This window comes from Nitrospirillum karajorum, from assembly GCF_036348415.1.
Lineage (GTDB): Bacteria > Pseudomonadota > Alphaproteobacteria > Azospirillales > Azospirillaceae > Nitrospirillum > Nitrospirillum amazonense_B.
The window spans coordinates 1,072,922-1,098,707 of sequence record NZ_JAZBQB010000003.1; the positions used below are offsets into that span (position 1 = coordinate 1,072,922).

Sequence of the window (25,786 nt, forward strand, 5' to 3'; positions counted from 1 at the left end):
CATAGGTCACGTCCCCCCGGATGGTGTAGCAGGCACCGGTGCCGGAACAGCCCTGTAGGACGGCGTAGCCGGCCGGAAGGGCTGCCCCGGCGGGCGGTCATCGTGGGTCTTCGGTAAAGTCTGGTCACCACAACTATCCCCAACCGAGGGTGACCACGATGACCGACGAGATGATGGCACTGCGCAGCATGCTGGAAAAGGGCGCAGACGCCGATGTGCTGAGGCAGATGATCGGCTTTGCCGCTGAGCGGCTGATGGAATTGGAAGTCCATGCCCTGACCGGGGCGGCGCCTGGGGAGCGGTCACCCGACCGCCTGGTCCAGCGCAACGGCTACCGCGACCGCGACTGGGAAACCAGGGCCGGCACGGTGGAACTGCGCATCCCCAAGCTGCGCAAGGGCAGCTACTTCCCGGGCTTCCTGGAGCCCCGGCGCATGGCGGAAAAGGCGCTGACCGCCGTCATCCAGGAAGCCTATATCCAGGGCATCTCCACCCGCTCGGTGGACGACCTGGTGCAAGCCATGGGCATGTCGGGAATATCCAAGAGCCAGGTCAGCCGGTTGTGCGCCGACATCGACGACCGGGTGAAGGCCTTCCTCGACCGGCAGATCGAGGGTGACTGGCCCTATCTCTGGATCGACGCCACCTATGTGAAGGTCCGCCAGGACAAGCGCACCGTCTCGGTCGCCGTCACCATCGCCATGGCGGTCAACAGCGACGGCCGCCGCGAGGTGCTGGGCATGGACATCGGCCCGTCGGAGGCGGAAACCTTCTGGACCGACTTCCTGCGCAAGCTCAAACGCCGGGGGCTGAAAGGCGTCAAGCTGGTCGTCTCTGACGCCCATGAGGGCATCAAGGCCGCCGTCGCCAAGGTGTTCTGCGCCACCTGGCAGCGCTGCCGGGTGCATTTTATGCGCAACGTCCTGGCCCACGCCGGCAAGAACGGCCGCCGCGTCGTCTCCGCCTTCATCGCCACCGCCTTTGCCCAGAACGATGCCGCCGCGGCCAGAGCCCAGTGGCGCCAGGTGGCCGATCAACTCCGCCCCAAGGTGCCCAAACTCGCCACCCTGCTGGACGAGGCCGAGAACGACGTGCTGGCCTACATGACCTTCCCGAAGGAACATCGGGCCAAGATCCACTCCACGAACCCCATCGAACGCCTCAATGGCGAGATCAAGCGCCGCACCGAGGTCGTCGGAATATTCCCAAACGAGGCCGCCATCACCCGCCTCGTCGGTGCCATCCTATTGGAACAGAACGATGAATGGGCCGTCCAACGCGCCCGTTACATGACCCTTGAGACCATCGCTCCGCTCAGCGATGATCCAACCATCATGCTGGCCACAATGGCCGCATGACACAGCCGGCCAGATATGCCGGAGAGCACGACGCCAAAGCGCGAGCTACACCACGTCAGGGGACACGATCCCTCCATACCCCTTCCCTGAATACCTCCGCCCGACGCAACCACCTCTGTCGAAAGCCAGTGGTGGAGTTCCCTTCTGCCTGAAGGCGTGATCAAAAAATATCGGGCGGCCACAAGAAGGGTGTTGACAGGCCCCGGCCATAATCGTACTTAGGCGGCCCGCGCTGCCCAGGTGGCGGAATTGGTAGACGCGCAGGTTTCAGGTACCTGTGGCAGAGATGTCGTGGAAGTTCGAGTCTTCTCCTGGGCACCAATTCAGCGCGGGTTTAAGGTCGCAGGGCCGCCGATGTTCCGATGGAACGCCGGCGGCCCGCGGCGTTTCTGGGGTCCGCTTCCCGACGCGCACCCCGATACGCGCCCTTGCGGCTCCCCAGAACGCGCGGACCTTAATCGGCAGCCCCACCAGCATGAAGGACGGTATGATGCCCATCGATCTCTATGACGGCGACTTGCCCGACGGCCTGGACCTGGGCCCGGTGGTGGCCATCGATACCGAAACCATGGGCCTGAACCCGCACCGCGACCGACTGTGCCTGATCCAACTGTCTTCCGGCGACGGCCGCAGCCATCTGGTGCAGCTGCGCCAGGGCCAGTACGACGCGCCCAACCTGAAGCGCCTGCTGACCAATCCGGACCAGTTGAAGCTGTTCCATTTCGCGCGCTTCGACATCGCCGTGCTGAACCAATACCTGGGCGTGCTGACCGCGCCGGTCTACTGCACCAAGATCGCGTCCAAGCTGGTGCGCACCTACACCGATCGCCATGGCCTGAAGGACCTGTGCCGCGACCTGCTGGGCGTGGAACTGTCCAAGCAGCAGCAGTCGTCCGACTGGGGTGCGGAGGAGCTGACGGCCGAACAGTTGAAGTACGCCGCCTCCGACGTTCTGTACCTGCATGAGATCAAGGCCAAGTTCGACGCCGTGCTGGCCCGCGAGGGGCGCACGGAATTGGCCGAGGCCTGCTTCCGCTTCCTGCCGCATCGCGCCCTGCTGGACCTGGCCGGCTGGGACGAGCCGGACATTTTCGCCCACTGACGCGGTCGGCGCCAACACGCCCCCGCCCCCATCCGCATGGGTGGGTCGCGGGGGCGCCCCTGGAAAAAGGGACGGCGCATGACGATTTGACCGTGGAATCCAGGCTCGGGTAGATTACGCCCAAGCCGGCGTGGTGCCGCGCGACATGCCCGCGCCACATTTGGCGGCCAAACCCCGTGGAACCATGACCCTGCCCCCCCTTCAGAAACCCCCGGCGCCGACCATGGCGACGTGGGCGGGATTCGGCAGCCGGCAAGCCCGGCCGGTTCCGCGCGTCCCTCTTCCAGCCCGCCTGCCCCAACCGCATCTGCCCCAGCCACACCTGCCCCACGGGGCGGCGCCAGCGCCCGCCATACCCGCCGGGTGAACCAGGCCAAGGTGGTGCTGCCCACCCTGGCGGGATTGACCATCGCCGCCATCGCTCTGTGGCCCCTGATCAAGGAAACCACCAACCCGCGCCCCGCCGACCCCGGCACGGGACAGCTGGAGATGTTGGACGCGCATTTCCTGGGCACGGACAAGACCGACCGCCCGGTGGAGGTGCGTGCCGACCGCGCGATGCAGGAGAGCAATCAGGACAACCTGATCGATCTTGTTTCGCCGGAGGCGGAGATCACGCTAAAGAATGGGCAGTGGGTGACCCTGAACGGGGACACCGGGCGGTACGACAAGCAGTCTGGCCACCTGACGCTGGAGGGGAGGGTCACGCTGTTTCATGACCATGGCTATGAGTTCACCACCGACAAGGCGGAAGTGGACACCAGCAAGAACATCGCCTGGGGCAACGCGCGCGTCGCCGGCCAGGGCCCCTTCGGCGACATCGACGCTGGCGGCTTCCGCATGACCGACAAGGGCAGCACCATCGTCTTCACCGGCAAGGCCCGCCTGCGCCTGGTGGAGAAGGACCGCCATACCGACGGAGCCGCGCCCACCGGCGCCGGCGCCATGCCCCGCATTCCGGCCCCGCCCACCCTGTCCACACCCGCTCCCTCTACCCCCAGTGCGGAACCATCGCGGACCGGAGGCAAGCAACCTTGAGTACCCGGTTCATGAAAACGGCCCCGCAAAAAACCGCCCCGATGATGCGGACCCTGCTGCTGGGTGGCCTGGCGGTCGCGGCCTGCGCCCTGGTCACCCTGGCCCCCGCCTCCCGTGCGGAAGAGCCGGCGGCCAAGGCTGCCACCCAGACGCCGGCGGGCGGAAAGCCGGCGAAAGCGAAGAAGGCCGCGCCGCCGGCGCAGAACCCGGCCGTGGCCGGGGAACCCGGCCTGTTGCCCTTCACCCCGACCGAGGTGACGGCCGCCCCGCCGGGCGCCATCGACATCACCTCGGACGAGACGATGGAATGGCATAACGACCAGCTGGCGGCGGTGGCCCGTGGCCATGTCATCGTGGTGCGGGGGGAAGACACCCTGCATTGCGATACGCTGGTGGTCTATTACCGCAAGGCCCAGGACGGCTCGACCGAGATGTACCGCATGGCCGCCGACGGCCAGGTGGTCATGACCTCCCCCAGCCAGCAGGCCTATGGCGATCACGGCGTCTATGACGTGGACCAGGACGTGACCGTGCTGACCGGCGACCATCTGCACCTGGTCACGCGCAGCGACACCGTCTACGCTCGCGACACCCTGGAATACTGGAAGCAACAGCAGTTGCTGGTCGCGCGCGGCAACGCCGTCGCCATCAACGACAAGGGCGATCGCATCCGCGCCGACGTGCTGGTCGGCATCATGGAGCAGAACGCCGCCAAGCAGCTGGAAATGACGCGCATGGACGCCAAGGGCAACGTGCTGATCGTCACGCCCAAGGATATCGCCCGCGGCAGCGACGGCACCTATAACGTGAAGACCCGCATCGCCATCCTGACCGGCGATGTGAAGCTGACCCAGGGTCAGAACCAGGTGAATGGCCACAGGGCCGAGGTCAACAACGCCACGGGGGTCAGCCGCATGCTGCCCGACGAGACCGTCAAGGGCGGGCGCGTGCACAGCGTGCTGGTGCCCAAGCGGTCGGACCAGCCGGCCGCCCCTGCCGGCGGCACCAAAACCCCTGGCGGCGGAGCGCAGCCATGAGCAAGACGACCGAACCCGCCAAGGCGGCGCCAAGGGACAAGGTGCCCGCCACCCCCAAGGATTCGAAAACGGAAGGCCCCCGTCTGGTGTCGGACAACCCCAACAGCGGCCTGACCGCCACCAAGCTGGGCAAAAGCTACAAGGGCCGGCCCGTCCTGCGCGACGTCAGCGTCAGTGTGCGCCGGGGCGAGGTCGTGGGCCTGCTGGGCCCCAACGGCGCCGGCAAGACCACCAGCTTCTACATCATGACCGGGCTGATCATGCCCGATTACGGCACCATCACCCTGGACGGGCTGGAGGTCACCGAGCTGCCCATGTACCGCCGCGCGCGGCTGGGCATCGGCTACCTGCCGCAGGAGGCCTCGATCTTCCGCGGCCTGACGGTGGAGAATAACATCCGCGCCGTGCTGGAGGTGGTGGAGCCCGACCGCGACAAGCGCGAAGCCACGCTGGATGAGCTGCTGGCGGAGTTTTCCATCAGCCATCTGCGCCGCACCTCGGCCCTGGCCCTGTCGGGCGGTGAGCGCCGCCGCGTGGAAATCGCCCGCGCGCTGGCATCCCAACCCAACTTCATCCTGCTGGACGAACCGTTCGCCGGCATCGACCCCATCGCCGTGAACGACATCCGCGAGCTGGTCAGCCATCTGCGCGAGCGCGGCATCGGCGTGCTGATCACCGATCACAACGTACGCGAAACCCTGGACATCGTTGATCGCGCATACATTCTTCACGACGGTATGGTATTGATGGAGGGTGAACCGTCGGAAATCGTGGCGCACAAGGATGTGCGTCGCGTCTATCTCGGCGAACGGTTCAGTCTGTAAAGCAAGTATAAGCGCATTCGCGCGATTCCATTTCGGGCCACAGTTATAATTTGGGCGGGTGATGGCGCTTCAACAACGCCTCGATCTTCGGCAGACCCAGGCGCTGGTGATGACTCCCCAGCTGCAGCAGGCAATTAAGCTGTTGCAGCTGTCGAACCTGGAGTTAGCCGACTACGTCGACCGCGAGATGGAGCAGAACCCGCTCCTGGAACGCGATGATGGCGACCGCAACCGCGATCCCGCCCCTGATGGCGTGGATCGTGAAGACCCCGTGGCGCGCGCCGACGACCAGCCCATCCGCGACACGGCCGACCTTACCGCGTCCGACCGGCTGGGCCCATCCAGCGACGCGCCGCTGGACACGGATTATGAAAACGTCTGGACCAACTCCAGCGCCGTGGACATGGCCGCCGACATGCGCGCGGACGGTGGCGGCGATGGGGGCGAGGCCTTCGGCAACTGGTCCGGTCGGGGCGGCAGTTTCGAGGACGACGAGAACTCGTTCGAGCAGACGCTGTCGGGCAGCGTCTCGCTGCGCGACCACCTGACCGAACAGATCACCATGGACATCGCCGATCCGCTGGACCGGATGGTGGCCTTCGCGTTGATGGATTATCTGGATGAGGCCGGCTATTTCATCGGCGACATCGGGATCATCGGGGACCAGCTGGGCTGCACCGAATCGCAGGTCGTTTCGGTACTGGAACGGTTGCAGCGCCTGGACCCGGTGGGCATTTTCGCCCGGTCGCTGAAGGAATGCCTGGCCCTGCAGCTGCGCGAGCTGGACCGGCTGGACCCCTGCATGCAGGCGCTGCTGGATAATCTGCCCCTGCTGGCGGCGCGCAACGTGCCGGCCCTGCTGAAGGTCTGCCAGGTCGACACCGAGGACCTGTCCGACATGGTGTCGGAGATCAAGGCGCTAAACCCGAAGCCGGCGCTGGCCTTCGACCATGAGCCGGTGCACACCGTGGTGCCGGACATCCTGATGCGCGCCCAGCCCGGCGGCGGCTGGCTGGTGGAGCTGAACAGCGATACCCTTCCCCGCGTGCTGGTCAACCAGCGCTACTACGCCCGCATCCAGGGCGCCGCACGCAACAAGCAGGACAAAGAGTATTTGGCCGAACAGTTCCAGTCGGCCAGCTGGCTGGTGAAGTCGTTGCACCAGCGTGCCAACACCATCCTGAAGGTCGCGACCGAAATCGTCCGCCAGCAGGACGCGTTTTTCCTGCACGGCCTGCAGTTCCTGCGCCCCCTTATCCTTCGGGATATAGCGGAGGCGATCGGCATGCACGAATCGACCGTCAGCCGGGTGACGACCAACAAGTTCATGGCCACGCCGCGCGGCCTGTTCGAGCTGAAATACTTTTTCACATCAGCCATTTCCGGGGCTGATGGCCAGGCCGCCCACTCCGCCGAGGCGGTGCGCTACCGCATCAAGGTGCTGATCGACGCGGAGAAGCCGGACGAGATCCTTTCGGATGACCGCCTGGTCGAGATCCTTCGGGATGAGGGGATCGACATTGCACGGCGGACGGTCGCCAAGTATCGTGAAGCCATGAAGATCCCTTCCTCAGTCCAGCGTCGCCGGGAGAAGGCCCTTGGGATCTGAACCATGCGCCCGATGGATGGCGCATGGCGGCTGGCCTTCCCAGCGTAACGAGGCCGGTCGCGGGCTATTGTAACGGCCGACGGCAAGGCACCACGCCGCCGCCACTCCTGGCTTCCAACCAAGCGAGACGGACAGGCCATGCATATAATCGTCAAAGGCAAGCAGCTAGACGTTGGCGAGTCCCTGCGCACCCATGTCGAAACGACATTGACCGGGTTGGTCGAGAAATATTTCAGCAGTCCGATCGAGGCGACCGTCGTGCTGTCGCGCGAGGCGCACCTCTACAAGGCGGACATTCAGGCCCATGTGGGCCGCGGGATTCTTCTGCAAGCCTACGCCGAGGCCACGGAACCCTATCCCGCCTTCGACGAGGCGGCGGAGCGCGTCGCCAAGCGGCTGCGACGGTACAAGCGCCGGCTGCGCGACCATCACCAGCGCGTCCATGGCGAGGCCGAGGCCGCCGTGCCGGCCCGCAAGTACATCATCAACGCCGACGCCCATGACGACGAGGCCGACGAAGGCGGTCATGAGGCGGGCGCCCACAATGGGCACGCGGTGAACGGCAACGGCGCCGACCACCACCCCATGATCATCGCCGAGATGCAGACCCATATCGACATGCTGACGGTCAGCGAGGCGGTGATGCGCATGGACCTGGCGGACCTGCCGGCCCTGCTTTTCCGCAACCGCGCGCACGGCCACCTGAACATGGTTTACCGCCGGCCGGACGGCAATGTCGGCTGGGTCGACCCGTCCGACGGAAAATCGGCGGCAACCCACTGAAACGGCGAGGCCCCCGGGGTTCCCCCCATTGACCTGGGGCCGGTGATCGCCGAAGCTTGAATTGGGGGTGGGGCGGAAAAGTTTGGTAACTTTTCCGCCCTATAACACTTCAAGTGAAAGCCGGGTAAGTGAGTGTGGTGGCAATGCCGTCCCAGTTTTTGTTGACGCCGATGGTCGAGTTGCTGAGGCCGGACGGCATTGTCGCCAATCTCAAGGCCTCCTCCAAAAAGCAGGTGCTGCAGGAGTTGGCGAAGCGGGCCGCCGACCTGACGGGCCAGCATGAGCGGGCCATCTTCGACGTCCTGCTGGAGCGGGAGCGGCTGGGCACCACCGGCGTGGGGCGCGGCATCGCCATCCCCCACGGCAAGCTTCCGGCCCTGCCCAAGGTCTGCGCCCTGTTCGCCCGCCTGGACCGGCCGGTGGACTTCGATTCCATCGATGAACAGCCGGTGGACCTGATCTGCCTGCTGCTGGCCCCCGAATCCGCCGGGGCGGACCACCTGAAGGCCCTGGCCCTGGTGTCCCGCATGCTGCGCAACCCGCTGTTCTGCGAGAAGCTGCGCGGCGCCGACACCGCCGACGCCATCTACGCCCTGCTGACCCACACGGAAGCCAGCAACGCGGCTTAGTTTGTGTTTCCCTCAAACGCCGGGCGGGCGCATCCGCGCCCTTGGCTGTCCTCACTTTTCAGTCCGCTGACGCTCCCCGAAAAGTTCCGGCGGCCGCGGTCGCGGCCTACGGCGGCATGGGGTCATGCCGCCGCTTCAGTCGCGCTTATTTGGCCAGATCTATGTCAGCGGCACGAGATGGTGACTCGTGCCGCTCTAGCCCGCGACTGCGGGCGCCGGAGCGAGCACCGAAGGGCGCAGCGAGGAAGCCAAGCCTGCGGATGCTGGCGCCAGGCGACTGAGGGGGCGTTTGAGCGTTCGCGATCAAACGCCGCGGGTTTCAGCGGCAGGCCCAGAGCAGGTAGTTGACGTCCAGGTCGCGGGCGTCCAGGCGGAAAGTGTCGTTGAAGGGGCTGTAGACCAGGCCCACGACCTCGCGCACCGTCAGGCCGGTGGCGCGCAGGCCGGCGGCCAGTTCGGACGGCTTCAGGAACTTGCGCCAATCGTGGGTGCCGCGCGGCAGCCAGCGCAGCACGTATTCAGCACCGATGATGGCCATGAGATAGGATTTGGGCGTGCGGTTCAGCGTCGCCATGACCAGCAGGCCCTCGGGCTTCAGCAGCGCGGCCAGACTGTCCAGGAACAGCGGCACGTCGGCGACGTGCTCCACCACCTCCAGCGACAGCACGGCGTCGAAGGTTTCGCCGGCGGCGACCAGTTCCTCCGCCGTGGTGTGGCGGTAGTCGACCGGCGTGCCGCTCTCCATCGCGTGGGTGGCGGCCGTCTTCACGTTGCGCTCGGCGGCGTCGATGCCCACCACGTCGGCACCCATGCGGGCCAGCGGTTCGGACAGCAGGCCGCCGCCACAGCCGATATCCACCAGGCGCAGCCCCTTCAGCGGCTGCGGCGCCAACGGATCGCGGCCGAAATGGGAGCAAATGCGGTCGCGCAGGTATTCCAGCCGAACGGGGTTCAGCTTGTGCAGGGGCCGGAACTTGCCCGCCTCATCCCACCATTCGGCGGCGATGGCCGAAAAGCGCTGGATTTCACCGGGATCGACGGTCGTGGCGGTCTGGCTCATGATGGCACCCTTGAACGGAACGGGCCAGAATATGGGCCGCCGCCGTCGCCAACTCAACACCCCCCAACTCAACGCTGCCGGCGCACGCCGGACAGGGCCCGCGAAATAGAAATGCTCTGTCGCCCGGTTTACGCAACCCTGACCTTTTATTACCCGTTTGTTGCCTGCGCGGCCGCGACGGGGTAAGGATAGCGCGCTTTCGCGCAGCCCCCGCGCAGGATCCGCCCGAACGGGACGGACCCCGCCCGCGCGGCACCGGAAGCCCCCTGCATCCACCGCCGGCGGTTGGCCGGCTTTTAGCAAGGCAGACACGGGTTATGGCACGCCTCGTCTTGAAGTTCGGCGGCACGTCGGTCGGCACCATCGACCGCATCAAGAATGTCGCCCGCAAAGTGAAACAGGAGGTCGACGCCGGCCATGAGGTGGCAGTGGTCGTCTCCGCCATGTCGGGCGTGACCAACCAGCTGGTGGACTATGTGAAACAGGTCGGCCGCCTGGCGGACGAGCGCGAATACGACGCCGTGGTCGCCTCGGGCGAGCAGGTGACCAGCGGGCTGCTGGCCATCGCCCTGCAGGAGATCGGCATCCCCGCGCGGTCGTGGCAGGGATGGCAGATCCCGCTGATCACCGACGACGTGCATGGCAAGGCCCGGATCGAGCGCATCGAGTCCGCCGAGCTGGTGGCCCGCATGTCCACGGGCGAGGTGGCGGTGGTCGCGGGCTTCCAGGGCGTGTCCAAGGACGGCCGCATCGCCACCCTGGGCCGCGGCGGCTCCGACACCTCGGCCGTCGCCCTGGCGGCGGCGGTGGGCGCCGAGCGGTGCGATATTTACACCGATGTCGATGGCGTCTACACCACCGACCCGCGCATCGTGACCAAGGCCCGCAAGCTGGGCCGCATCACGTACGAGGAAATGCTGGAGATGGCGTCGCTGGGCGCCAAGGTCCTGCAGACCCGGTCGGTGGAAATGGCAATGAAGCACCGGGTGCGCGTCCAGGTGCTGTCGACCTTCGAGGAAGCGGCCGGCAGCGCGTTGCCGGGAACTCTTGTCGTTGATGAGGACGAAATCGTGGAACAGGAACTGGTCAGCGGCATCGCCTACAGCCGGGATGAGGCGAAGGTGACCCTGGTGGGCGTTGAAGACCGGCCGGGCGTGGCGGCCGCCATTTTCGGGCCGCTCACCGACGCCGCCATCAACGTCGACATGATCGTGCAGAACGTGTCGGAGGACGGCACCACCACCGACATGACCTTCACCGTCACCAAGGCCGACCTGGACCGCACCGTGCAGGTGCTGGAGGGCGCCCGGGACGACCTGAAGTTCCGCCGCCTGATCGCCGACAGCAACGTGGTCAAGGTCTCGGTCATCGGTGTGGGCATGCGCAGCCACGCTGGCGTTGCCCAGCGCATGTTCAAGGCGCTGGCCGATCGCGGCATCAACATCCAGGTCATTTCCACCAGCGAGATCAAGGTCAGCGTCCTGATCGCCGAAGAATACACCGAACTGGCGTTGCGCGCGCTGCACACCGCATACGGCCTGGACCAGGCATAAGCATCTGAGCGACACTGTGCCCCGGGGGTCCGCCAAGACGACCCCCGGGGCATTGTTGTTTTCAGCGGCTGTTTTGGGTTAGGGATCGGCATCGTCCCGGTGCCGGACCGCCCGGGGCGCCCCACTCGGGGAGCGGCCCCACGGAATACCCGTCGCAAGACACCCGCCGGGCACCACGCCTTTTTCGCCAAACAGGGACTAGCGTTTTGATGACCATCGCCACCACGACCGGAACCGCGCGCGGCAAGCTGGACGCGCTTTGGGCCCGTGGACGGGATTTCCTGGGAACGGAGTTGGCCATCATGGGCGGCGCCATGACCTGGGTGTCGGACGCCAACCTGGTGGCCGCCATTTCGAACGGCGGGGGGTTCGGCGTCCTGGCCTGTGGCGCCATGACGCCCGAGATGCTGGCCCAGGAGATCGACGCCACCCGCGCGCTGACCGCGAAGCCCTTCGGCGTCAACCTGATCACCATGCACCCGCAACTGGACGTGCTGGCCGAGGTTTGCCTGAGCCATGGCGTCCACCATGTGGTCCTGGCCGGCGGTCTGCCGCCCGCGCCGGTGATCAAGCAGTTGAAGGACGGCGGCGCCAAGGTCATCTGCTTCGCCCCGGCGCTGGTGCTGGCCAAGAAGCTGGTGCGCATGGGCGTGGACGCCCTGGTGATCGAGGGCATGGAGGCCGGCGGCCACATCGGGCCCGTCGCCACCTCCGTCCTGGCGCAGGAGATCCTGCCGGAAATCCACGACGTGCCGGTATTCGTGGCCGGTGGCATCGGCCGGGGCGAGGCCATCGTGGCCTATCTGGAACTGGGCGCCGCCGGCGTGCAGCTGGGCACCCGCTTCGTCTGCGCCACCGAATCGCGGGCGCACCCGAATTTCAAGCGCGCCTTCATCCGCGCCAGCGCGCGCGACGCCATGCCGTCGGCCCAGTTGGACAGCCGCTTTCCCGTCATCCCCGTGCGCGCCTTGCAGAACGAGGGCACCCGCCGCTTCATGGATTTCCAGCGCGAGGTGGTGGAACGCTTCAACCGTGGCGAGGTGGAGCAGAAGGACGCGCAGCTCGAGATCGAGCACTTCTGGGCGGGCGCCCTGCGGCGCGCCGTCATCGAGGGCGATGTGGAGAATGGCAGCCTGATGGCGGGCCAATCGGTGGGCATGGTGACGCGGGAACAGCCGACGGCCGAAATCCTGGCCGAACTGGTGGCCCAGGCGGAGGACGCGCTGGCCGGTCGCTATGGCCATGTCCGTGAAACGGTGGAGACGGGACCGGCGTTGGCGCTGGCGGGAGCGGCGGGCTAGTGGCACCGAACTCCGGAACTCCTCCCCTCCTCATCGACCCGGGGCTTGACGTTCCGGAGGCCGGCACCGTCGCCACCGGTGCCCCCCCCGACGCCGTGACCACCCTGCGCCGCTCCGCCGACGCGGCCGGCGGTGCCCGCCGCCTGCTTGCCCGGCTGCGCGACGTCATGGCCGCCGGCGGCACCGCCCAGTCGCGGCTGGACAAGATCGTCATGCTGATCGCCGCCGAGATGGGGGCGGACGTCTGTTCCTGCTACGTCATGCGGGCGGGCGAGGTGCTGGAGCTGTTCGCCACCATCGGCCTGAACCTGGACGCCGTGCACAAGACGAGGCTGAGGGTGGGCGAGGGCCTAGTGGGCGATATCGCCGCCCACGCCCGGCCGGTGGCCCTGGCCAACGCGCCCAGCCACCCCAACTTCGCCTATCGACCGGAAACCGGCGAAGACCCGTTCGACAGCTTCATGGGCGTGCCCATCCTGCGCGGCGGCCGCGTGCGCGGGGTGTTGGCCATCCAGCACATCGCGCGCCGCGCCTATGACGAGCAGGACGTGGAGACGCTGGAGACCATCGCCATGGTGGTGGCCGAGCTGGTGGCCACGGGCGAGCTGGTTGACAACCGCGAACTGCAGGTGGCCAACGACCTGGTGCTGCTGCCGTCCCGCCTGGACGGCGTCAGCCTGAACCGGGGCATCGCCATGGCCGTGGCGGTGCTGCACCGGCCGCAGCTGACCATCCGCCAGATGGTGGCGGACGATCCGGAGCTGGAGCTGGGCCGCCTGCGCGAGGCGGTGGACAGCATGCACTCCGCCATCGACCGGCTGCTGATCCTGTCGGGCGAAAGCGGGGGTGAGCACCACGAGATCATCGAAACCTACCGCATGTTCGCCACCGACCGCGGCTGGCTGTCGCGCATCCGCGAGGCGATCCGCACCGGCCTGACGGCGGAGGCGGCGGTGCAGCAGGTGCAGAACGACAACCGCGCCCGCATGGCGTCGGTGACCGACAGCTACATCCGCGAGCGCCAGCTGGACCTGGACGACATCACCAACCGCCTGCTGCAGCACCTGGCCGGGCGGCAGGACAAGGCCGACGGCGGCACCCTGCCGGAGGAGTTCGTGCTGGTGGCCCGCAACCTGGGCCCAGCCGAGCTGCTGGATTACGACCGCACGCGGCTGCGCGGCCTGGTGCTGGAGGAAGGGGCGGCCTACAGCCACGTGGCCATCGTGGCCCGCGCCCTGGACATCCCGGTGGTGGGCCAATGCACCGGCGTGCTGAGCCGCGTCGACCCGCTGGACTTCGTCATCGTCGATGGCGACCACGGCCAGGTCTTCGTGCGCCCGGCGGAAGACATCACCGAAGCTTTCCTGAAAAGCATCGAGGTGGGGGAGGAGCGCAAGCGCGAGTTCGCCGCCGCCCGCAAGCTGGAGTCGGTGACGCGCGACGGCGTGCCCGTGCGCCTGATGCTGAACGCCGGCCTGCTGATCGACCTGCCCCACCTGCACGCCACCGGCGCCGACGGCATCGGCCTCTACCGCACCGAAATCCCCTTCATGGTGCGGCACACCTATCCCGACACGGCGGTGCAGAAGGAAACCTACGCCAAGGTGCTGGACGAGGCGGGGGACAAGCCCGTCACCTTCCGCACCCTGGACGTGGGCGGGGACAAGACCCTGCCCTATTTCCCCGACCTGGGCGAGGAGAACCCGGCCCTGGGCTGGCGCGCCATCCGCATCGGCCTGGACCGCCCGGCCATGCTGCGCAAGCAGCTGCGCGCCCTGTTGTGGGCGGCGGCGGGCCGCGACCTGCGGGTGATGTTCCCCATGGTGGCTGAGGTGTCGGAGTTCATCCGCGCCCGCCGTGTGCTGGACCTGGAATTGCGCCGGCTGGAGCACGACGGCGTGACCCCGCCCCGCGACCTGAAGGTCGGCGTGATGATGGAGGTGCCGGCCCTGCTGTTCCAGCTGGACGCGCTGCTGCCCAACATCGACTTCATGTCCGTCGGCTCCAACGACCTGCTGCAGTACCTGTTCGCCAGCGACCGCGGCAACCCCATGCTGAACAACCGCTATGACCTGCTGTCGCCGGCCATGTTGTCGGTGCTGCGCATGCTGGTGCGGCGGTGCGAGGCGGCCGGGGTGCAGCTGTCGCTGTGCGGGGAGATGGCCAGCCGGCCCCTGGACGCCATGGCCCTGCTGGGCTGCGGCTTCCGCACCCTGTCGATGAGCCCCGGGGCCTTCGGCGAGGTCAAGACCATGATCCGCTCGGTGGACGTGGGTGTGCTGCAGCAGTTCCTGGACAGCCTGCTGGACCGGCCGGACCGCAGTTTGCGCCAGCACCTGCTGGCCTTCGCCCGGGACCACGGCGTGCGGCTGTAAGTCAGCGGCAGCATCGCTCCACCGTCGGTGCCCGGTGACAAGCCCAAGGGGCATATGCCCGCCGACGTTCGGAGCGGCTGGAGACTTACTGTGGTTGCGGTACCGCGAGCCCCTTGATAAGACTCCGGCCAACATCGTCGTCGGCGCAATAAACGGACCGGCGGTTGGGATAATTCGTGCACCATTCTGTGCTGGGACAGCCGTCATGACTGAACGCCGCGACCGTTACCGGGACATGATAGACGCCGGTCGTGCCGCCGAACCGCAGGCCCCGCGCCAAACGGTGGGCGACATCCTGCGCATGCGGCGGGAGGAGCTGGGCTACGATCTGACGGGCGTGGCCAACGTCCTGCGCATCCGCCGCGCCTATCTGGAAGCCATCGAGGACGGCCGTTACGGCGACCTGCCGGGCCAAGCCTACATCCTGGGCTTCCTGCGCAGCTACGCCGACCTGCTGGGCATCGATTCCGGCGACCTGCTGAACCGCTTCAAGGATGAAACGGCGGGCCATGTCCGCCCGGCGGAGCTGTACCTGCCCATCCCCGTCAGCGAGAACCGCGTGCCCAGCGGCGCCCTGATGGTGGCGGCCGTGGTGCTGGCCGCCGTGCTCTACGGCGGCTGGTATCTCTATTCCTCCGCCGACCGCAGCGCGCTGGATCTGGTGCCCAAGCTGCCGGAGCGGCTGGCCCACCTCACGGGCGGCGGCGACACGTCGTCCCCGCCGCCGGCCAACGTGCTGCCGGCCCCGGCGGTGCAGGCCCTGCTGAACCAGGCGCAGCCCACGGCGCCGGAGGTGGGGGCGGCGCCGGACGCCACCGCCCCGATGCCCGACGCCATGCCGGGCCCCGTGCCGGTGGCCCCGGCTGGTGGCTCCACCACTGCCCCGGGGGCGACGGGCGCCACCGTCCCGGCCGTCCCCCCTGCACACGGCCCGGCCGCGCCCGCCCCGGCGGGAAAGACGGTCCCGGCGACGACGCAGCCGACCGCCCCCGTCACGTCGGAAGCACCGGATGACGAGGCGCCGCAGATGCCGGATTTGGGCCAGCCCAAGAGTGCCGCCGCCGACACCGACGCGGCGCCGGCCGATACCGGCATGCGGCCCGACACCACCGCCCCCGGCACGGCGCCGGTCGCCACCAAGGGCCGAGTCTTCGGCCAGACCGGGCCCGCCCGCGTGGTGGTGCGCGCCACGGACGAGAGCTGGATCCAGGTGCGCGACGCCAAGGGCACGCTGTGGGCGTCGCGCGTGCTGCACCCGGGCGACAGCTTCCGCGCGCCCGACGTGCCCGGCCTGTCCCTGGAAACCGGCAACGCCGGTGGCGTTGTCATCAGCCTGGACGGCAAGGACCTGCCGGCGCTGGGCGCCAAGGGCCAGGTGGTGCGCAGCTATTCCCTGCAACCGGACGATCTACAGGCTCGGGTGACACATTGATGGCTTCCCTGTTCCGCGGCCGGGCGGTCGCCGCCGCCTGCCTTTCCGCCTGCGTCGCCCTGACGGCCGGCCTTGCCTCCCCGACGGCGCGGGCCGCGGGCCGCGTCCGCCAGATCGACGTCGACGTGGCCAAGGCGACCCAGCCGCTGGATCGCTTCTACGACCTGTCCATCGGGTCCGATTACCCGGGCACCCTGATGCGCCCGGACAGCATGGCGCAGTTGAAGACCACGCAGGATGAGCTGGGCTTCCGCTACATCCGCTTCCACGCCATTTTCCATGACGTGCTGGGCACGGTGAAGGTCGAGAACGGCGCCACCACCTACGACTGGAGCAAGATCGACCAGTTGTACGACGACCTGAAGGCGCGCGGGCTGAAGCCCTTCGTGGAGCTGGGCTTCACGCCCAAGGCCATGGCCACCTCGGACAACAAGATTTTCTATTGGGAAGGCAACACCTCCCATCCCCGTCCCAACGCCTGGCGCGACCTGATCACCGCCTTCGTCCAGCATATCGAGGCGCGCTATGGCCAGGCCGAGGTGCGCAGCTGGTTCTTCGAAGTGTGGAACGAGCCCAACCTGGCCGGGTTCTGGGAGGGGGCGGACCAGCAGGCCTATTTCGCCCTCTACGACCTGACCGCCAACACCATGAAGGCCATCGACCCCGAACTGAAGGTGGGCGGCCCCGCCACCGCCGGCGCCGCCTGGGTGCCGGAGTTCCTGGACCATGTGGCCAAGAGCGGCGCGCCGGTCGATTTCGTCACCACCCACACCTATGGCGTGGATGGCGGCTTTCTGGACGAGGCGGGCAAGGCCGACACCAAGCTGTCGCCCTCCCCCGACGCCATCATCGGCGACGTGCGCAAGGTGCGCGAGCAGATCGCCGCCTCCCGCTTTCCGCACCTGCCGCTCTATTTCACGGAATGGAGCACCAGCTACACCCCGCGTGACCTGGTGCATGACAGCTACATCAGCGCGCCCTACATCCTGGCCAAGCTGAAGGCCAGCCAGGGCATGGTCCAGGGCATGAGCTACTGGACCTACAGCGACCTGTTCGAGGAGCCCGGCCCGCCCACCGCCCCGTTCGAGGGCGGCTTTGGCCTGATGAACCGCGAGGGCATCCGCAAGCCGGCCTATTTCGCCTACAAGTACCTGCACGCCCTGCAGGGCGACGCCGTGCCGGTGACGGATGGCCAGGTCATGGCCGCCGCGACGGAGGGCAAGGCCGCCGCCCTGGTGTGGGACTTCCAGCAGCCGCGCCAGCCGGTCAGCAACCGGTCCTTCTACAGCAGGATCGTGCCCAACAAGCCGGCACCGGCCATCAAGGTGGCGTTCCAGGGGCTGAAGCCCGGTTCGTACCGCCTGGCGGTTCACCGTACCGGCTATCGCGCCAACGACGCCTATTCCGCCTACATCGACATGGGCGCGCCCAAGACCCTGTCGCCGGAGCAGCTGGCCAAGCTGACCGACCTGACACGCGACCTGCCCGAGGCGGACAAGACCGTGACCATCGGCGCCGACGGCCACTATGCCACCACGCTGCCCATGCACAGCAACGACATCGTGCTGGTCACGCTGGAGAAAAGCGGCGCTGTCGCCGGCGGCAAATAGGCCAGCCGGTTCGGCCGCTTAACCGTTCAAGCCCGCGCCGCGCCGCCAGGACCCGCACGCGGCGCGGTGAAGCCTTGTGCGATGGCCTCTTGATCCCGGGGCCGTCCGGCAGCACTTTACGGTCAAAATTCCCTCATGAGGCCCGTTCCCATGTCCACCTCCCATCGTGCGTATCGCCAGATCCTGCGCCGGCCCTCCCGTCAGATTCGCGTCGGCAAGGTCCTGGTCGGTGGCGACGCGCCGATCTCCGTCCAGACCATGACCAACACGCTGACCGCCGACGCCAAGGCGACCATCGAGCAGGTGTTGCGGGCCGAAGAGGCCGGCGCCGACATGGTCCGCGTCTCCTGCCCCGACGAGGAGTCGACGGCGGCGCTGAAGGAGATCGTGAAGGCGGTGAACGTGCCCATCGTGGCCGACATCCACTTCCACTATAAGCGCGCCATCGAGGCCGCCGAGGCGGGTGCCGCCTGCCTGCGCATCAACCCCGGCAACATCGGGTCGCACGACCGCGTGCGCGAGGTCGTGCAGGCCGCCAAGGACCATGGCTGCGCCATGCGCATCGGCGTCAACGCCGGCTCGCTGGAGCGTGAGTTGCTGGAACGCTACGGCGAGCCCTGCCCGGAAGCCCTGGTGGAAAGCGCCCTGACCCACGCCAAGATCCTGGAAGACCATGACTTCCGGGAGTTCAAGATTTCCGTGAAGGCGTCGGACGTGTTCCTGGCCGTGGCCGCCTATCAGGGCCTGGCGGAAGCCTGCGACTATCCCCTGCACATCGGCATCACCGAGGCTGGCGGCCTGCGCGCCGGCACGGTGAAGTCGTCCATCGGCCTGGGCATGCTGCTGTGGTCGGGCATCGGCGACACCATCCGCGTGTCACTGTCCGCCCCCCGGAGGAAGAGGTCAAGGTCGGCTTCGAGATGCTGAAGTCGCTGGGCCTGCGCCGCCGCGGCGTCACCGTCATCTCCTGCCCGTCCTGCGCCCGCCAGCAGTTCGACGTCATCAAGACGGTCGAGGTGCTGGAGGAACGCCTGGCCCACATCACCACCCCCATGACCGTCTCGGTCATCGGCTGCGTGGTGAACGGCCCGGGTGAGGCCACCATGACCGACATCGGCTTCACCGGCGGCGGCAAGGGCGTGCACCAGGTGTTCCTGGCCGGCCAGCCGGCCCACCGCCTGAAGGACGAGAGCATCGTCGACCACCTGGTGTCGCTGGTGGAAAAGAAGGCCGAGGAAATCAAGGCCGCCCAGGCCGCCGAAGAAGCCGCCGCTGCCGCCGAGTAGTATGAAAGTGCCCGCGGCATGAGCCTTGGCTCATGCCGCTAGGCCCCAAGTGGGGCCGCCGGAGCTTTTTGGGAAGCGAAGCGGACTGAAAAGCGAGGAAGCCAAGCGGCCGGATGGCCGCGCCCGGCGCTTGAGGGCTTTAGTCAGCCCGGACACGGGATGACGGAAACACCATGACCACATTGGAAGAACGGTTCGGGGACACGCTGGCCAAGCTGTCGGCCCGGCATGACGAACTGCGCGACGCCCTGGCGACGGGAACGCTGGCGGCCGACGCCTACACCCGCATGAGCAAGGAGTTCGCGGAGCTGACGCCGGTGGCGGAATCCATCGCGGACCTGCGCCGCGCCCGGTCCGACCTGGCCGAACTGGTCCGCATGGCGGAAGCCGAAGCCGACCCCGAGATGCGGGAGCTGGCGCAGGAAGAGCTGATCCAGGCGGAAAAGGCCCTACCCGGGCTGGAACGCCAGGTCATGCTGGCCCTGCTGCCCAAGGACGCCGCCGACGACAAGAACGCCATGCTGGAGGTGCGCGCCGGCACCGGTGGTGATGAGGCGGCCCTGTTCGCCGCCAACCTGTTCGATATGTACCGCCGCTACGCCGGTATTCAGGGCTGGCGCTTCGAGGTCATCGAAATTTCTGAGACCGGGCTGGGCGGCTACAAGGAAGCCATCGCCAGCATTTCCGGCCGGGGCGTGTTCCGCCGGCTGAAGTTCGAATCGGGCGTGCACCGGGTGCAGCGCGTGCCCGCGACCGAAACCCAGGGCCGCATCCACACCTCCGCCGCCACCGTGGCCGTGCTGCCCGAGGCGGAGGAGGTGGACATCCAGATCGATGAGAAGGACCTGCGCATCGACGTATTCCGCTCGTCCGGCCCGGGCGGACAGTCGGTCAACACGACCGACAGCGCCGTGCGCATCACCCACCTGCCCACCGGCCTGGTGGTCAGCCAGCAGGATGAGAAGTCGCAGCACAAGAACAAGGCCAAGGCCCTGCGCGTGCTGCGCTCCCGCCTCTATGACCTGCAGCGCAGCGCCCTGGACGCCGAGCGCGCGGCCAACCGCAAAAGCCAGGTGGGCAGCGGCGACCGCTCCGAACGCATCCGCACCTACAACTTTCCCCAAGGCCGGGTGACCGACCACCGCATCAACCTGACGCTCTACAAGATCGACAAGGTCATGGCGGGCGAAGCCCTGGACGAGGTGGTGGAGGCGCTGATCGCCCAGGATGAGGCGGAGCGCCTGGCCGAACTGCAGTGAGCGCGGCGATCCTTCCCCCCTGCCCCTTCGCACCGTGCTGAAGGCGGCCGAGGCGCGCCTGGCGGCCGCCGGTTGCGCCAGCCCCCGGCTGGACGTGCGCCTGCTGGCGGAAGAGGCGCTGGGCTGGTCGCGCACCGTCCTGCTGCTGGAGGGCGACCGACCCGTGCCGGCCGAAGCCCAGGCCGCGCTGACCGCCCTGGTCGAGCGCCGCGCCGCGCGGGAGCCGGTGTCCCGCATCCTGGGCAAGCGGGAGTTCTGGAGCCTGGAGTTCCGCCTGGCCCCCGACACGCTGGACCCCCGCCCCGATACCGAAACCCTGGTGGAAACGGCCCTGCGCCATCTGCCGGACGGCGGGCGCCCCCGGCGCCTGCTGGATTTGGGCACGGGCAGCGGCTGCATCCTGCTGGCCCTGTTGTCGGAACTGCCGGGCGCCTGGGGCCTGGGCGTGGATATCGCCCCCGGCGCCGCGCGGGCCGCCGCCGCCAACGCGCGGGATCTGGGGTTCGCCGGCCGCAGCGCCTTCATGGTGGGCAGTTGGACGGACGCCCTGGCAGCCGGTGCGCCCGGTGGCCGCTTCGACGCCATCGTGTCCAACCCACCCTACATCCCGGCAGCCGACATCGCCAACCTGGAGCCGGAGGTGCGGACCTTCGATCCCCTGCGCGCCCTGGATGGCGGCGCCGACGGGCTGGACCCGTACCGCCACTTGGCCAAGGTCGCCGGCGGACTGCTCATTCCCGGCGGGCTGCTGGCGGTGGAGCATGGCGCCGGCCAAGGAGCGGACGTGGCGGCCCTGTTCACCGCCGGGGGCCTGGAGGTTCTGGAACGGGTCGACGACTTGGCCGGTCATGACCGGGTGGTGGCCGCCCGTACCCCGCCCGGCAGCCCCGCCTCTTCCTAAAGGACGGAACGACGCCGGCTGACCTGACCGTCTGCGCCGGGAACGCAGGGGCGCTTCGCCAAAAAAGATGTTGGATTAGCGGGATACTGCGTTTAGGGTCGTGTTCGCGTGGTGAAGGCCGAAGGGGCGACGCGCCAGGTCCAAACGGGGAAACACCCGTGCAGGGGTCCGGCTAGCGTTCATGGGCCAAGAATGATCACCACGGCATGCCAGTTTGCCCAGCATGGTCGATCCGGTTTCAATCCGGGTAACGGGTGGATTCCGGGATCGGATGCAGTGGCGCGGATGGAAAAGCTCCGCCCCCTTGGCACGGCATGCATTGAACTCCAACGGGGCTAGAGCAGCAGTCGGATGAGACAGGGACCGAACTCCAGGCGTTCGCGTGGACGCGGCGGTAACAACGGTGGCAATGCCGGCGGCAACGGCGGCGGCAATGGCAACAACGGGGGCGGCAATAACCGCCGCCAGAACGTGCCCCTGCGCCACCAGACCTTTGACAGCAACGGCCCGGATGTGCGCATCCGCGGCAACGCCTTCCAGGTGCATGAGAAGTACCTGGCCCTGGCCCGGGACGCCCAGTCGTCCGGTGACCGGGTAGCGGCAGAAAACTATCTGCAGCATGCGGAGCACTATTTCCGCATCATCACGCAGATCAACGAGTCCGAACAGCGCCAGCGCGGCGGTGAGCCCCGGCCTTACCAGCCGCAGACGGGCTACGACGACGCCGACAGTGGCGACGCGTCCGACGAGGGCGAGGGCGACAGCCCGGCCGAAGACGAACGCGAGACGCTGAGCGCGTGATCTTAAAAAGCCCCGCCCTCACCGGCGGGGCTTTTTGCTGCCCTGTTTTAGGTGCCTCGGGCGCCGGCGGCCCCAATCGGGGCCTCGGCCCCTGGGGAAGCCCGCCCCGCTGCTGGGCCGGTGCTGGGCCGGCGCTGGGGACGCAAGAACAAATGACCGCTATGCGGCGACGGCACGCTCTTGCGCTTGTTCACGACAGGACCGGTCGTTATTCTGCGCCTCCGTGAAACAAAAAGACCCGCCGCACGGGTTTTGGCGTTTCAGAAATGTCGGTCCGCATTAGAGTGAAGATCCATGGGCAAGCCGCGCACCCTCTATGACAAGATCTGGGACAGCCATGTCGTTCACCGGCAGGAGGACGGCACATGCGTGCTCTATATCGATCTCCACCTCGTGCATGAGGTGACGAGCCCGCAGGCGTTCGAAGGACTGCGCATGGCCGGCCGCAAGGTGCGCCGCCCGTCCGCGACCCTGGCCGTGGCCGACCACAACGTCCCCACCAGCCATGACCGCCTGGCCGGCATCAAGAATGAGGAAAGCCGCGTCCAGGTCGAGCAGCTGGCCATCAACACCAAGGAATTCGGCGTCGACTATTACGACATGTCCGACATCCGCCAGGGCATCGTCCACGTCGTGGGGCCGGAGCAGGGGCTGACCCAGCCGGGCATGACCATCGTCTGCGGCGACAGCCACACCGCCACCCACGGTGCGTTTGGCGCTTTGGCCTTCGGCATCGGCACGTCGGACGTGGAACATGTGCTGGCCACGCAGACCCTGCTGCTGAAGCCGTCGAAGAACATGCGCATCACCGTGGATGGTGAGTTGCCCGTGGGCGTGACCGCCAAGGACGTGGTGCTGGCCATCATCGGCAAGATCGGCACCGCCGGCGGCACCGGCCATGTCATCGAGTTCGCCGGCTCCGTCATCCGGGGCCTGAGCATGGAAGGCCGCATGACGGTCTGCAACATGGCCATCGAGGCGGGCGCCCGCGCCGGCCTGATCGCCCCGGACGAGACCACGTTCGACTACCTGAAGGGCCGCCCGCAGGCGCCCAAGGCCGCGACCTGGGAACAGGCCGTCAACTGGTGGAAGAGCCTGCCCTCGGACGAGGGTGCGGTCTACGACCGCGAGGTCGTTCTGAAGGCCGAGGACATCGCCCCCATGGTCACCTGGGGCACCAGCCCGCAGGACGTGCTGCCCATCACCGCCGCCGTGCCCAACCCCGCCGACGAGGCAGATGAGCACCGCCGCGCCGCCATGGAACGCGCGCTGAAGTACATGGGGCTGGAAGCCGGCACGCCGCTGGACGCCATTCCCGTGGACAAGGTCTTCATCGGCAGCTGCACCAACAGCCGCATCGAGGACCTGCGCGCTGCCGCCAAGGTGGTGGAAGGCCGCCATGTGAAAGATGGCATCTACGCCATGGTGGTCCCTGGTTCAGGCCTGGTGAAGGAACAGGCGGAGGCCGAGGGCCTGGACAAGGTGTTCACCGCCGCAGGCTTCGACTGGCGGGAGCCCGGTTGCTCCATGTGCCTGGCCATGAACGACGACAAGCTGAAGCCGGGTGAGCGCTGCGCCTCCACCTCCAACCGCAACTTCGAGGGTCGCCAGGGCCCCGGCGGCCGCACCCATCTGGTGAGCCCCGAAATGGCCGCCGCCGCCGCCCTGACCGGCAAGCTGACGGACGTGCGCACGCTGAACTGAGCGGACGCCACGGAGTGATCCGAGCGACGGCGCGGGCCCTTCGGGTTCCGCGCCGTTCGCGTTTCAGCGATGGCCCATGCCTACCCGGGTCACAGTCCATCCACCGGATTGGCGGCGGGGGCGAAGGGCTGGCCGGCGCGGATCAGGTCCCGCCGGGCCTCATACTCGCGCAAGGCCCAGTCGACGCTGGGGAAAGCCAGGTCGGTCCAGGGGACATCCTCCCAGGCGAACAGGGCGACTTCCTGGCTTTCCACGCCGGCGGCGATGTCCGGACTGGTCAGGGTGGCCAGGTAGATCAGTTGCACCTGGCTGATGCGGGGAATGTTGTAGACGGCCAGCAAGGGCCCGATGGCCAGGCGTGCGCCCGCCTCCTCCCACGCCTCGCGGGCGGCGCCGTCCTGGGTGGTTTCCCCCAACTCCATGAAGCCGGCGGGCAGGGTCCAGTACCCGATGCGGGGCGGGATGGCGCGGCGGCACAGCAGGATGCGGTCCTGCCACAGGGCGACGGAACCCACCACAATCTTGGGGTTGTCATAGGCGATATAGCCGCAGTCGGGGCAGACCAGCCGTTCCCGATCCTCCCCCGGCGGCACCGTCACCACGCGGGGCCCGAACGTCGGCACGGGATCGGACATGGGGCGCTCTCCCTCGCTGCTTTACGCCACTATAACGGCCCCGCCGCCGATGCGAAGCGCTCCAAAGCACCTGCCCCCAAAGGCACCGGACGCGAAGCGCCAGCCTGCGACCGCAGGCGCCGGAACTTTCCGGGGAGCGTCAGCGGACTGGAAAGTGAGGACAAGCCAAGGGGCGGATGCCCCGCCGGCGTTTGGGAATACGATCAAGAGTCGTGTTTGGGTACCCACGGGATGCGGGCGAAGGTCACGCCCTCGTCCTCCAGCTCCGCCGCTTCCTCGTCGGTGGTCTGGCCGTAGATGGGCTTGGCCTCGGTCTCGCCGTAGTGGATTTTGCGCGCCTCCTCGGCGAAACGGTCGCCCACATGGGTGGCGTTGGCCTCCACCTGGCGGCGCACCTCCCGCAACAGGGACAGCACCGCCGCCGGGCCCTGGGCCGCCGCCTCGGCCATCACCGCCGGCGTCACCTCCGGTGCTGGCTGCTGCGGCGCCGGCACGGAAACGGGGGCGTTCCCCTCTTCCGCGCGGCCGCCCCGTCCCTTGGCGATGCGAGGCGCCATGGGCGCCTTGCCCACCTGATGATCGCCGCAGACCGCGCACGCGACCTCGCCCGCCGCCAGCTGCTGATCACAGGCGTCGGCGTTGCGGAACCAGACATCGAAGGTGTGGCCCTGGCCACATTTCATTTCATACAGGATCATGGAACGGAATCTTGAGGAGCGCAGCGCCTTGCGACGACTCGGACTGGGCGACGACTCGAACTGGAAAGTGTCATATACAGTCTTGATGTGGGTGGGAAAAGCCGCCCTGACAATGGACCGGCCCGGCGGCCCAGCCGCCCGCGGATCATACACCACCCCTTATATTCAGAGCGCATGCCATGATGCCGTCCGTTTGCGATCCCCGGGGCCAACCCAGCGCCTGGGTCGCCCGCTTCGCGCCCCTGGTCGCCCGGGGTGGCGCCGTGCTGGACGTGGCCTGTGGCGGCGGCCGGCATACCCGGCTGTTCCGGGGGCGGGGCCACCCGGTCACGGCGGTGGACATCGACCTGCGCGGCTTGGCCGACCTGGCGGACCAACCGGGCGTCACCCTTCTGCAGGCGGATCTGGAGGGGGAGGCACCGGTGGATTTGGGCGGCGCCTACGCCGGCATTGTCGTCACCAACTACCTGCACCGGCCGCTTCTGCCGCGCCTGCCCACCCTGCTGGCCCCCGGCGGGGTGCTGCTGTACGAGACCTTCGCCCAGGGCAACCAGCGCCATGGCCGGCCCTCCAGCCCCGCCTTCCTGTTGCGCGCGGGCGAACTGCTGGCCCTGGCGCGGGACGCCGGCCTGCAGGTGGTCGCCTTCGAACAGGGGGAGATCGCCCTGCCCCGCGCCGCCGTGGTGCAGCGCCTGGCCGCCGTGCGCCCGCTGCCCGCCCCGGACATGGAGGGCGAGCCCGAGCCGCGCCCCCTGCCGCACGCCTGAAAACAGAAACGGCCCCGACCGCTG

At 67.9% G+C, this 25,786-nt stretch carries 21 protein-coding genes, 1 tRNA gene and 1 pseudogene; 20 read left to right on the forward strand and 3 right to left on the reverse strand.

Translation table 11 applies throughout. From position 1 onward, the window contains the following. The first annotated feature begins 158 nt into the window (after positions 1–158). From UCD39_RS18525 to ptsN, 9 genes are all read left to right on the forward strand, one after another. Positions 159–1,358: an IS256 family transposase gene (locus UCD39_RS18525; protein WP_330496045.1), complete on the forward strand. Its 1,200-nt coding sequence runs from the start codon at positions 159–161 to the stop codon at positions 1,356–1,358. A 234-nt stretch (positions 1,359–1,592) separates the two neighbouring features. Then, positions 1,593–1,679 (forward strand) — tRNA-Leu (locus UCD39_RS18530). Between the two features lie 169 nt (positions 1,680–1,848). After that, positions 1,849–2,460: a ribonuclease D gene (locus UCD39_RS18535; protein WP_330498485.1), complete on the forward strand. Its 612-nt coding sequence runs from the start codon at positions 1,849–1,851 to the stop codon at positions 2,458–2,460. A gap of 363 nt (positions 2,461–2,823) precedes the next feature. Further along, positions 2,824–3,498, forward strand: coding sequence for an LPS export ABC transporter periplasmic protein LptC (lptC, locus tag UCD39_RS18540; protein ID WP_330497340.1), 675 nt, complete (start codon positions 2,824–2,826; stop codon positions 3,496–3,498). Positions 3,499–3,539: 41 nt separating this feature from the next. Continuing rightward, the gene (locus tag UCD39_RS18545; protein ID WP_330497341.1) at positions 3,540–4,535 is read left to right on the forward strand and encodes an LptA/OstA family protein; all 996 of its coding nucleotides are present in this window, start codon (positions 3,540–3,542) and stop codon (positions 4,533–4,535) included. Beyond that, positions 4,532–5,359: an LPS export ABC transporter ATP-binding protein gene (gene lptB, locus UCD39_RS18550; protein WP_145732850.1), complete on the forward strand. Its 828-nt coding sequence runs from the start codon at positions 4,532–4,534 to the stop codon at positions 5,357–5,359. Before UCD39_RS18545 ends, lptB begins: the two co-directional genes overlap by 4 nt. Positions 5,360–5,420: 61 nt before the next feature. Then, complete coding sequence (rpoN, locus tag UCD39_RS18555) at positions 5,421–6,968, forward strand: RNA polymerase factor sigma-54 (protein ID WP_145732852.1); 1,548 nt, start codon at positions 5,421–5,423, stop codon at positions 6,966–6,968. Positions 6,969–7,106: 138 nt separating this feature from the next. Continuing rightward, positions 7,107–7,751 (forward strand): ribosome hibernation-promoting factor, HPF/YfiA family, encoded by a 645-nt coding sequence (hpf, locus tag UCD39_RS18560; protein ID WP_322482203.1) that lies wholly within the window; start codon positions 7,107–7,109, stop codon positions 7,749–7,751. 170 nt (positions 7,752–7,921) lie between these two features. Continuing rightward, positions 7,922–8,380 (forward strand): PTS IIA-like nitrogen regulatory protein PtsN, encoded by a 459-nt coding sequence (ptsN, locus tag UCD39_RS18565; protein WP_322483782.1) that lies wholly within the window; start codon positions 7,922–7,924, stop codon positions 8,378–8,380. Between the two features lie 319 nt (positions 8,381–8,699). Here the strand turns inward: ptsN and ubiG are convergent, their stop codons facing one another. Next, positions 8,700–9,443: a bifunctional 2-polyprenyl-6-hydroxyphenol methylase/3-demethylubiquinol 3-O-methyltransferase UbiG gene (ubiG, locus tag UCD39_RS18570; RefSeq protein ID WP_442943705.1), complete on the reverse strand. Its 744-nt coding sequence runs from the start codon at positions 9,441–9,443 to the stop codon at positions 8,700–8,702. Between the two features lie 314 nt (positions 9,444–9,757). Here ubiG and UCD39_RS18575 point away from each other — a divergent pair, with 314 nt between their 5' ends. From UCD39_RS18575 to leuC, 10 genes and pseudogenes are all read left to right on the forward strand, one after another. Then, positions 9,758–10,993, forward strand: a complete 1,236-nt coding sequence (locus tag UCD39_RS18575) for an aspartate kinase (RefSeq protein WP_145732858.1) — start codon at positions 9,758–9,760, stop codon at positions 10,991–10,993. Between the two features lie 209 nt (positions 10,994–11,202). Beyond that, positions 11,203–12,294 carry an NAD(P)H-dependent flavin oxidoreductase gene (locus UCD39_RS18580; RefSeq protein ID WP_330497343.1) on the forward strand — a complete coding sequence of 364 codons (1,092 nt, stop codon included), beginning with the start codon at positions 11,203–11,205 and terminating at the stop codon, positions 12,292–12,294. 167 nt (positions 12,295–12,461) lie between these two features. Then, on the forward strand, positions 12,462–14,669 hold the full coding sequence (gene ptsP / locus UCD39_RS18585; RefSeq protein WP_330498486.1) for a phosphoenolpyruvate--protein phosphotransferase: 2,208 nt from the start codon (positions 12,462–12,464) through the stop codon (positions 14,667–14,669). 205 nt (positions 14,670–14,874) lie between these two features. Continuing rightward, positions 14,875–16,101 carry a helix-turn-helix domain-containing protein gene (locus UCD39_RS18590; RefSeq protein WP_330497344.1) on the forward strand — a complete coding sequence of 409 codons (1,227 nt, stop codon included), beginning with the start codon at positions 14,875–14,877 and terminating at the stop codon, positions 16,099–16,101. Then, positions 16,101–17,711 (forward strand): GH39 family glycosyl hydrolase, encoded by a 1,611-nt coding sequence (locus tag UCD39_RS18595; RefSeq protein WP_330497345.1) that lies wholly within the window; start codon positions 16,101–16,103, stop codon positions 17,709–17,711. The genes UCD39_RS18590 and UCD39_RS18595 overlap by 1 nt, the downstream gene beginning before the upstream one ends. A 150-nt stretch (positions 17,712–17,861) precedes the next feature. Continuing rightward, a pseudogene (gene ispG, locus UCD39_RS18600) lies at positions 17,862–18,997 on the forward strand (flavodoxin-dependent (E)-4-hydroxy-3-methylbut-2-enyl-diphosphate synthase). Between the two features lie 173 nt (positions 18,998–19,170). Then, the gene (gene prfA, locus UCD39_RS18605) at positions 19,171–20,256 is read left to right on the forward strand and encodes a peptide chain release factor 1 (protein ID WP_330497346.1); all 1,086 of its coding nucleotides are present in this window, start codon (positions 19,171–19,173) and stop codon (positions 20,254–20,256) included. Then, the gene (gene prmC, locus UCD39_RS18610; RefSeq protein ID WP_330497347.1) at positions 20,225–21,157 is read left to right on the forward strand and encodes a peptide chain release factor N(5)-glutamine methyltransferase; all 933 of its coding nucleotides are present in this window, start codon (positions 20,225–20,227) and stop codon (positions 21,155–21,157) included. The genes prfA and prmC overlap by 32 nt, the downstream gene beginning before the upstream one ends. 351 nt (positions 21,158–21,508) lie before the next feature. Continuing rightward, on the forward strand, positions 21,509–21,958 hold the full coding sequence (locus UCD39_RS18615; RefSeq protein WP_330497348.1) for a DUF4167 domain-containing protein: 450 nt from the start codon (positions 21,509–21,511) through the stop codon (positions 21,956–21,958). 294 nt (positions 21,959–22,252) lie between these two features. After that, positions 22,253–23,662, forward strand: coding sequence for a 3-isopropylmalate dehydratase large subunit (gene leuC, locus UCD39_RS18620; RefSeq protein WP_330497349.1), 1,410 nt, complete (start codon positions 22,253–22,255; stop codon positions 23,660–23,662). Between the two features lie 89 nt (positions 23,663–23,751). Here leuC and UCD39_RS18625 read toward each other — a convergent pair whose 3' ends face one another. Further along, positions 23,752–24,297: an NUDIX hydrolase gene (locus UCD39_RS18625; protein ID WP_330497350.1), complete on the reverse strand. Its 546-nt coding sequence runs from the start codon at positions 24,295–24,297 to the stop codon at positions 23,752–23,754. A gap of 203 nt (positions 24,298–24,500) precedes the next feature. Beyond that, positions 24,501–24,995, reverse strand: a complete 495-nt coding sequence (locus UCD39_RS18630) for a DUF1178 family protein (RefSeq protein WP_330497351.1) — start codon at positions 24,993–24,995, stop codon at positions 24,501–24,503. 179 nt (positions 24,996–25,174) lie between these two features. Here UCD39_RS18630 and UCD39_RS18635 point away from each other — a divergent pair, with 179 nt between their 5' ends. Continuing rightward, positions 25,175–25,762: a methyltransferase domain-containing protein gene (locus UCD39_RS18635; RefSeq protein WP_330497352.1), complete on the forward strand. Its 588-nt coding sequence runs from the start codon at positions 25,175–25,177 to the stop codon at positions 25,760–25,762. Positions 25,763–25,786: the final 24 nt, after the last annotated feature.